General features: G+C 76.3%; 7 protein-coding genes. 3 read left to right on the top strand and 4 right to left on the bottom strand.

All coding sequences use genetic code 11. The features are described 5' to 3' along the window. Together E4P43_RS15050 and E4P43_RS15045 are read right to left on the bottom strand one after the other, a co-directional pair. The coding region (locus E4P43_RS15050) for a GNAT family N-acetyltransferase (RefSeq protein WP_167759201.1) at nt 1-395 on the bottom strand (395 nt) is incomplete at its 3' end. Then, on the bottom strand, nt 392-1,405 hold the full coding sequence (locus E4P43_RS15045; RefSeq protein WP_245159151.1) for a PfkB family carbohydrate kinase: 1,014 nt from the start codon (nt 1,403-1,405) through the stop codon (nt 392-394). The genes E4P43_RS15050 and E4P43_RS15045, both read right to left, overlap by 4 nt. A 124-nt stretch (nt 1,406-1,529) precedes the next feature. Here E4P43_RS15045 and E4P43_RS15040 point away from each other — a divergent pair, with 124 nt between their 5' ends. After that, a complete protein-coding gene (locus E4P43_RS15040) occupies nt 1,530-2,363 on the top strand; it encodes a PspA/IM30 family protein (protein WP_135146276.1) in 834 nt (277 codons plus the stop codon). A 90-nt stretch (nt 2,364-2,453) separates the two neighbouring features. Here E4P43_RS15040 and E4P43_RS15035 read toward each other — a convergent pair whose 3' ends face one another. Then, a complete protein-coding gene (locus tag E4P43_RS15035; RefSeq protein WP_135146275.1) occupies nt 2,454-3,311 on the bottom strand; it encodes a DNA-formamidopyrimidine glycosylase family protein in 858 nt (285 codons plus the stop codon). Nucleotides 3,312-3,406: 95 nt separating this feature from the next. On the opposite strand from E4P43_RS15035, the gene E4P43_RS15030 reads away from it, so the two are divergent. After that, nucleotides 3,407-3,604 (top strand): hypothetical protein, encoded by a 198-nt coding sequence (locus E4P43_RS15030; RefSeq protein ID WP_135146274.1) that lies wholly within the window; start codon nt 3,407-3,409, stop codon nt 3,602-3,604. A 3-nt stretch (nt 3,605-3,607) separates the two neighbouring features. Continuing rightward, a complete protein-coding gene (locus E4P43_RS15025) occupies nt 3,608-3,994 on the top strand; it encodes a hypothetical protein (protein WP_135146273.1) in 387 nt (128 codons plus the stop codon). Between the two features lie 9 nt (nt 3,995-4,003). Here E4P43_RS15025 and E4P43_RS15020 read toward each other — a convergent pair whose 3' ends face one another. Then, nucleotides 4,004-8,608, bottom strand: coding sequence for an ATP-dependent helicase (locus E4P43_RS15020; RefSeq protein WP_135146272.1), 4,605 nt, complete (start codon nt 8,606-8,608; stop codon nt 4,004-4,006). Nucleotides 8,609-8,691: the final 83 nt, after the last annotated feature.

The following is an 8,691-nucleotide window of genomic DNA, read 5'->3' as shown; positions in this document are numbered from 1 at the left end:
GTGACCTTCGCGGTGAAGCGCACGCCCACGGGCAGCGCGACCGCCTGCGCGGCGCGGGCCCCGACGCTCGCCGCCAGGCCGGCGAACCGCTCGACGAGGCGGACCGCGACGCCCTGGCCCCGCCGGCGCGGGTGCACCGCGACCGCGTGCACGACGGCGAGCCGGTCGGCGCTGACCACGCCCAGCAGGTAGCCGGCGTCCTCGCCTTCGGGGGTCAGGGCGACCGCCCCGAACCCGCCCAGCTGGTGGAAGAACACCGGGTCGTGCAGCGCCCGCACGGCGTCGTCGTCGAGGGCGGAGCCGGACCAGAACTCGGCCCGGCGGTCCAGGAGCCGGCCCAGCAGGGCACCGGCGGAGAGCTCCTCGAAACCGACCAGACGCAGGTCTCCGGTCACCGGCGGTCCTTCGCGGCGTCGAGCTCGGCGCGCGTCGGCGGGTCGGCGCCGACCCGGGTGCAGTTCAGGGCGGCCACCAGCGCCGCGTCGTCGACGAGGGCGAGCAGCTGCTCGTCGGACGCCGCCTCCAGGGCCGCGCGGCTGGTGACCCCGGCGGCGAGCAGCCCGGTGAGCAGCCCGGCGGCGAGGGAGTCCCCGGCACCGACGGTGTCGACGACGTCGACGCGCGGGATCTCCCGGTGCAGCACCGGACCGCCGGGACGGGCGATGCGCAGCGGCGCGCCGCCGTCGGTGAGCACGACGAGCGCGGGCCCGCGACCGGCCCAGCGCCGGGCCGCCTCGTCCAGGTCCCCGGCGTCGGGCTCGAGCCAGCCGAGGTCCTCCGCGCTCACCTTGACCACGTCGGCCCGGGCGACGAGCCCGTCCAGCCGCCGGGCCACCGCGGCCCGGTCGTTGCCGAGGGTGGCGCCGACCGGCCCGTCGGCGAGCATCGGCCGGATGTTGGGGTCGACGCTGACCAGCGACCGGCCGGAGAGCCGTTCGACCAGCCGCGCGACCGCGGAGCTGCCCGGCTCGGTCCAGCTGGAGATGGACCCCACGTGCACCGCGCCGACCTCGGCCGGCAGGGCCTGCTCCAGCTCGGCGTCGGTCCACTGCCAGTCCGCGGCGCCGAGCACGTGGAAGCCGTAGTCAGGGGAGCCGTCCGGGCCGACGCCCACGACGGCGAGGCTCACCGGCTCCGCGGCGTCCACGAAGCCCGAGGTGTCCACGCCCGAGAGCTCGGCGTGCCGGCGCAGGTTGGCCGCCAGCGGGCCGGTGCCCAGCCGGGCGAGCAGGCGGACGGGGGCCTCCAGGCGGCCCGCGGCCACAGCCACGTTCAGCGCGTTGCCGCCCGGTCGGGCGACGTACTGCGGGGCGGTCCCCTCCGGGCCGGCGCCCGCCTCGGGGACGGGGAGCAGGTCGACGACCAGCTCCCCGAGGACGCACAGGACGGGGCCGGCGGGCTGCACGTCCCGAACCCTAGCCGCGCGTCCGGGGACCTGCGTTGGCTGCACCGGGTGATCACCTGGGACCATGGCGGGTGACGCGCATCGCCGGGCCGGCCGTCGTGCCGGAGCAGGAGGACCCATCCCCATGCCCAACCCGTTCGTGAAGCTCTGGAAGTACCTCACCGCGTCGGCCAACGCGCAGATCGACCAGCGCGCCGACCCCAAGATCCAGATCCAGCAGGCCATCGAGGCCGAGCAGCAGCGCCACCAGTCGCTGGCCAACCAGGCCGCCGCCGTGCTGGGCAACCAGCGGCAGCTGGAGATGCGGCTCAACCGCCAGCTGGGCGAGGTCGAGAAGCTGCAGGCCTCCGCCCGCCAGGCGCTCGTGCTGGCCGACCAGACGCGGGGCAAGGGCGACGCGGCCAAGGCCGCCGAGTACGAGCAGGCCGCCCAGGCGTTCGCCACCCAGCTGGTCGCCGCCGAGCAGGCGATGGAGGACCTCAAGCGCAGCCACGACGAGGCGCTCCAGGCCGCCGAGCAGGCGCGTGGCGCGGTGGAGCAGTCCCGCATGCGGCTGCAGACCACCCTGGCCGAGCGCACCAAGCTGATGAGCCAGCTCGAGCAGGCCAAGATGCAGGAGCACGTCGCCGACTCGCTGCGGCAGGTCAACGAGCTCTCGGCGCCGGGCAACACGCCCTCGCTGTCCGAGGTCCGCGACAAGATCGAGGCCCGCTACGCCAACGCCCTCGGCCAGGCCGAGCTCGCCCAGACCTCCGTCGAGGGCCGGATGCTCGAGGTGCAGAAGGCCACCCTCGACGTCGCCGGCGCCTCCCGGCTGGACCAGATCCGCGCCTCCATGGGCGGCGCCCCGGCGGTGGAGGGCACCTCGGCCGCCGGCGCGATCGAGCAGGGCACGCCGGCGGCGCAGCCCACCGCCCAGCCCCAGGCCCAGCCCGCCGAGCGGCCCGAGCAGGCCTGAGCGAGGGCGCCTCTCCCACGGGGCCCCGTCCCGCACGCCTCGCGGCGGTCTCCCGGTCCGGGAGGCCGCCGCGAGCCGTCGGTGGCCCCGTCAGCCGGGGGTGGCGACCGGGCGCGGCCGGCCCGGCTCCCCGGTCCGCGCCTGCGGGTCGATGGCCGACCGCGCGGCCTGGCAGCGGGGGCACCAGTAGGTCACCCGCTCCTGCAGGTGCGGTCCCTGGTCGCCCATGAGGATCGGCGTGCGGCAGCGTCGGCACGGCTTGCCCTTGCGCCCGTAGACCCAGTGGTCGTAGCCGCGCCGCAGGTCGCCGGTCGTGCTCTGCTCGGGTCGCTCGAGGTTCGCCTTCATGAGCCGCTGCGCCCGCTCGACGAGCGGTGCCAGCCGGTCGTCGACGTCGGCGACGCGGGCCCAGGGGTGCACCCCGGCGAGGAAGAGCGACTCGACCTTGTAGAGGTTGCCGATCCCGGCGAGGTTGCGCTGGTCGAGGATGGCCACGCCCACCTGCTCCTCGGGTCGGTCCCGGATCCGGCGCAGCGCCTCCTCGAGGTCCCAGTCGGGGCCGAGGATGTCGGGGCCGAGGTGCCCGACGAGGGTGTCCTCCTGGGACGTCGGCACGTACTCGACGTCGTGCAGCCGGTAGCCGACGCACTCCCACTCGTCGGTCGCGAGCACCACGCGCACGTCGTAGCCGGGGCCGCCGCGCCACCTGGTCCCCGGCCGGTAGATGTGCCAGCTGCCGTCCATCCGGTAGTGCGTGCGCAGGGTGTGGTCGTCGGCCAGCCGGATCAGCATGTGCTTGCCGCGGGGGACCACCTCGCGGACGGTCGCCCCGGCGAGGTCGAGCGCGGCGAGGTGCGGCAGGCGGAACTCACCGCGGCGCAGGGTGGCGCCGGCGAGCGCGGTGTTCATGCGCTTGGCCGCCAGCCAGACGGTGTCTCCCTCGGGCACGCCGTCCATGATCCCCTCCGGTGACCGGGGTGCGCGCGGCCGACCGCCTAGCCTGCTCGTCGAACCAGCGGTCCACGGGAGGGAGGAGGAGCTGCGTGCCGCGCTGGGTGCACCCGAACGCGATCGACCTGCCCCCGGAGCCGCCGGTGGTCCTCGCTCGGCCGCACTGGGTGAGCCGGGCAGTCGTCGTCCTCCTCACCGGCCCGTTGTTCGTGTTCGCCGTCGTCGCGCCGTGGGCGACCACCGAGGACCGGGTCGGCGTCTCGGTGGTCACCGGCGTGCTGCTGGCCTGAAGCGTGGCGCTCGCCACCAGCCGGTGGGAGGGACAGGGGCCGCTGCTGGTGGGGGTGGGTGCCGTGGTGGTGCACAGCATCGCGGCCTCGCAGGTCGCCGCGGTGACCGAGGAACGCGGCGTGCAGGTCGAGCGGGCCGACGGCACGACGGTGACCCTGGGGGCGCTGGAGTACCGCCCGTTCCAGCTGGCCCTCAGCCGCGGGCTGGCCGCCCACGTCTCCGGGGAGGCGGCCGCGGTCCGGGCCTGGGCCGCGCGGCACCGCGACACCGAGCTGCCCCCGCACACCCGTGCGGTCACGGTCGACCCGCGCTGGGCGGCCTGGGGCGGGGCGCTGCTGCTGGCCACCGCCGGCTCGCTGGCGTCCCTCGGGGTCGGGCTCCTGTACTGAGCGCCGCGCTCAGCCGCGCAGGCGCAGGCCCCGAGGGGTCGCGGCGAAGCCGGCCGCCTGCAGCGCCTGCGACAGCGGCGTGGGTTCGTGCACCGAGGCGCCGTCGGCCTTCTGCACGACCATCCGCCCGAGCGCCCCGGCCGACACCGCTCCCGACAGCGCCGTCGCCGCCTCCTTGAGCGCCTGCTCGTCCTCGGTCCACGACAGCAGCGTCTTGCCGCCGCGCTCGACGTAGAGCACCAGCTCGCCGTCGACCAGCACGACGAGCGCGCCCGCCTTGCGCCCGGCCCGGTGCCCGGCCTTGCGGGTGCCGGTGCCCTCGCCGAGGTCCACGGCCTCGCCGTCGGACGCGACCGTGCGCTCGGGCCAGGGCAGCGCCGCTCCGTACACGTTGGCGGGGTCGGTGGCGGCGAGGACGACCGCGCCGGCGGGGACGCGGTCGGGCGAGGCGAAGCTGCGCAGCCGGTCCACCGAGCCCGGGGTGCCGAACTGGGCGGCGCCGAGCGTCTCCACGAAGTAGCCGCGGCGGGCCCGGCCGTTCTCCTCGAACGCACGCAGCACCGGGTAGACCGCCGAGAACCCGCCGGTGACCTGCTCGGCCATGACGGCGCCGCGGGTGAGGACGCCGTGCCGCTCGAGCAGCGCCTCGGCCCGCGCGGTCGAGCGCCGGGTGGCGTTCGGCTCGCGGTCGGGCAGCCGGGACCAGCGGCCCGCGACCGTGGGCGGGCCGCTGCGGGTGGGCATCGCGGCCCGGCTCAGCCGCGGGCGCCCGTACCGGCTGCGGGTCACGCGCGGCGGCGCGGCGGCGCGCTTGTGGGTGCCGCCCCCGCCGAGCCGGGTGCGCAGCGGCGCGAGCGTGTCGTTGGTCAGCGCGCCGGCCCACACCAGGTCCCAGACCTGGTCGGCCAGCGCGGCGTCGTCGGTGGCGCCCAGGGCGTCGGAGAGCCCGCGGAAGAACATCGCCTGGCCGCCCGCGAGCAGGTCGAGCAGCGGCTGCCCCTCGCCGGCGACCTCCAGCTGCTCGGGCAGGAGCAGCGGCGCCAGGTCCGCCGGCACCAGGCTGACCCACCCGTCACCACCGGGCAGGCCACCGGCGCCGGCCCACAGCACCTCCCCGGCGCTGGTCAGCTCGTCGAGCATGGCGGGGGAGTAGTCGCGCACCCGCGTCGGCAGGACCAGCGACTCCAGCGCGCTCGCGGGCACCAGCGCACCCGCCAGCTGCTCGACGACCGCGAGGACGCCGTCGGCCCCGCGCAGCCGGCTGCCCACCGACTGCCAGGAGGGGGTGAAGCGGGCCAGGGTGTCGATCGGCACCGGCTCCACCTCCTGGCGCAGCTTCGCCAGGCTGCGCCGGCGCACCGACCGGAGCACGTCGGCGTCGCACCACTCCTGCCCGCTGCCGCCCGGGCGGAACTCCCCGGACACCAGCCGGCCGGTGCCCGTCAGCCGCTGCACGGTGGCGGTGACGACGGCGACGCCCAGCCCGAGCCGGGTCGCGACCTCCTGCGGCTGGAAGGGGCCGTGCGTGCGGGCGTAACGGCCGACGAGGTCGCCGAGCGGGTCCTCGACCGGCTCGGTGAAGACCTCGGGCACGCCGACGGGCAGCGCGGTGCCGAGCGCGTCGCGCAGCCGGCCGGCGTCCTCGATGGCGACGTAGCGCTCCTCGCCGGCGATGCGCACCACCAGCGCCCGGCGGGCGGCGACCAGCTCGTCCAGCCACGCCTGGGGGACGCCGCGGCGGGCCGCCTCGCCGGGAGTCAGGTCACCGACGATCCGGAGCAGGTCACCGGCGCCGTCGACGTCGCGCGGGTGCCGCTGCTCGGGCAGCCGCTGCAGCTCCGACTCGATCTCGGCCATGGCCTCGGCGTCGAGCAGCTCGCGGAGCTCGGACCGGCCGAGCAGCTCGGCGAGCAGGCCGGTGTCCAGCGCCAGGGCCTGGGCGCGGCGCTCGGCCAGCGGTGCGTCGCCCTCGTAGAGGAACTGGCCGACGTAGCCGAACAGCAGCGACTGGGCGAACGGCGAGGCCGTCTCGGTCTGCACGTCGACCACCCGCACGCGGCGGGCACGGACGTCGCTCATCAGCTCGACCAGCCCGGGCACGTCGTAGACGTCCTGCAGCACCTCGCGGGCGGCCTCGAGCGTGATCGGGAAGGACGAGAACTCGCTGGCGACGCTCAGCAGCTGGGCGGCGCGCTGGCGCTGCTGCCACAGCGGGGTCCGCCGCCGGGGGTCGCGCCGGGGGAGGAGCAGCGCGCGGGCGGCGCACTCGCGGAACCGGCTGGCGAACAGCGCCGAGGTGCCGACCTCCGCGGTGACCTCCCGCTCGACGTCGTCGGGGTCGAGGACGGCGAGGTCGCCCTCCGGCGGCTCGCCGGTGGTGTCGGGCAGCCGCAGCACGATGCCGTCGTCGGAGTGCATGGAGGAGACGTCGACGCCGTAGCGCTCGCGCAGCCGCGCGGCCAGCACCAGCGCCCACGGGGCGTTGACCTGCGCACCGAAGGGGGAGTGGACGACGATCCGCCAGTCGCCCAGCTCGTCGCGGAAGCGCTCGACCAGCAGCGTCCGGTCGTCGGGGAGGTGGCCGGTCGCCGCCTTCTGCTCGGCGAGGTAGGCGGCGAGGTTGGCCGCACCCCACTCGTCGAGGCCGGCGGCGCGGGCGCGCTCCAGGCCCGCCTCCGGCGTGGCGGACCCGACCTCGCGCAGGAACGCACCCAGCGCCCGGCCCAGCTCCAGCGGGCGCCCGGGGGCGTCGCCGTGCCAGAACGGCATCTTCCCGGGCTGGCCGGGGGCGGGGGTGACCAGCACGCGGTCGTGGGTGATCTCCTCGATCCGCCACGACGAGGACCCGAGGAGGAAGACGTCGCCCGTGCGGGACTCGTAGACCATCTCCTCGTCGAGCTCGCCCACCCGGCGCCCGCCGGTGCCCTCGGCACCGACGAGGAAGACGCCGAACAGGCCGCGGTCGGGGATCGTGCCGCCGCTGGTGACGGCCAGCCGCTGGGCGCCGGCGCGGGCGGTGAGGGTGTCGGTGACCCGGTCCCAGGTGAGCCGGGGGCGTAGCTCGGCGAAGGCGTCGGACGGGTAGCGCCCGGCCAGCATGTCGAGCACCGCGTGCAGCGCGGACTCCGGCAGCGAGGAGAAGGCGGCCGACCGGCGCACGAGCGCGCCGACCTCGTCGACCGTGCGCGGGCGCTCGGAGACGATCGCCACGACCTGCTGGGCCAGCACGTCCAGCGGGTTGCGCAGGTAGCGGATCGACTCGATCGCGCCGGACGTCATCCGCTCGGCGACCAGCGCGCACTGCACGAGGTCGCCCCGGTACTTCGGGAACAGCACGCCGCGGCTGACCGCGCCGACCTGGTGACCGGCGCGGCCCACCCGCTGCAGCCCGCTGGCCACGGTCGGCGGGGCCTCGACCTGGACGACGAGGTCGACCGCCCCCATGTCGATGCCCAGCTCCAGGCTGGAGGTGGCGACGACGGCCGGGAGCCGGCCGGACTTCAGCGCCTCCTCGACGATCGCGCGCTGCTCGCGGGAGACCGAGCCGTGGTGGGCGGCGGCGACCGGCTGGAACGCCTCGGGCAGTCCCCCGCCGGACCCGGCCTGGGCCATCAGCGCCGCCGCGTTCGTGCCGGGCGGGACCGGCTCGCCGGTCTGGCGCTCGTAGGCCAGCTCGTTGAGCCGGCTGGTGAGCCGCTCGGCCAGCCGCCGGGAGTTGGCGAACACGATCGTGCTGCGGTGCGCCTGGACGAGGTCGAGCACGCGCTCCTCGACCGCGGGCCAGATGGAGTTGCGCGGCTGGTTGCCCGCCGCCGACCCCTCCAGCTCCCCGGTCGGCTGCCCCAGCTCGCTCATGTCCTCGACCGGGACGACGACCGAGAGGTCCCACTGCTTGGTCGAGCCCGGGGAGACCACCTGCACCGGGCGACCGCCGGCCAGGTACGTGGCGACCTCCTCGATGGGCCGGACGGTGGCCGACAGCCCGATCCGCTGCGCCGGCCGCTCCAGCAGCTCGTCGAGCCGGTCGAGGGAGACGGCCAGGTGGGCGCCGCGCTTGGAGTCGGTGACCGCGTGGACCTCGTCGACGATCACCGTCTCGACGCCACGCAGCGCCTCCCGTGCCTGGCTGGTGAGCAGCAGGAACAGCGACTCCGGCGTCGTGATCAGGATGTCCGGCGGCTTGCGGGCGAAGGTGCGCCGCTCGTCGGCGGGCGTGTCACCGGATCGGATCCCGACCTTGATCTCCGGGCGGGGGAGCCCGAGCCGGGCCGCGGCCTGCCCGATGCCGGCCAGCGGGGCGCGCAGGTTGCGCTCGACGTCGACCGCCAGCGCCTTCAGCGGGGAGACGTAGAGGACCCGGCACCGGGTGCGCTCGTCGGCCGGCGGGGTCGCCGCGAGCCGGTCGAGCGACCAGAGGAACGCGGCGAGCGTCTTCCCCGAGCCGGTGGGGGCGACGACGAGCGCGTGCTCCCCGCTGCTGATGGCCTGCCAGGCGCCGTCCTGCGCCGCCGTCGGGCGCTCGAAGGCACCGGTGAACCAGGCCCGGGTGGGCTCGGAGAACCGGGCCAGCGCACCGGGCGCGGTACCGGTCTCGGCGGACGCGCGGTCGGACACGTGATCAGTGTCCCCGCCGTGTACGACACTTCGCTGGCCGGCGACCCCGCCGGCGCCCGGGAACCACCCGGTCGGGAGAAGGA

The sequence above is a fragment of the Blastococcus sp. TF02A-35 genome (assembly GCF_004571075.1).
Classification (GTDB): domain Bacteria; phylum Actinomycetota; class Actinomycetes; order Mycobacteriales; family Geodermatophilaceae; genus Blastococcus.
This window is presented reverse-complemented; position numbering and strand designations above follow the sequence as displayed.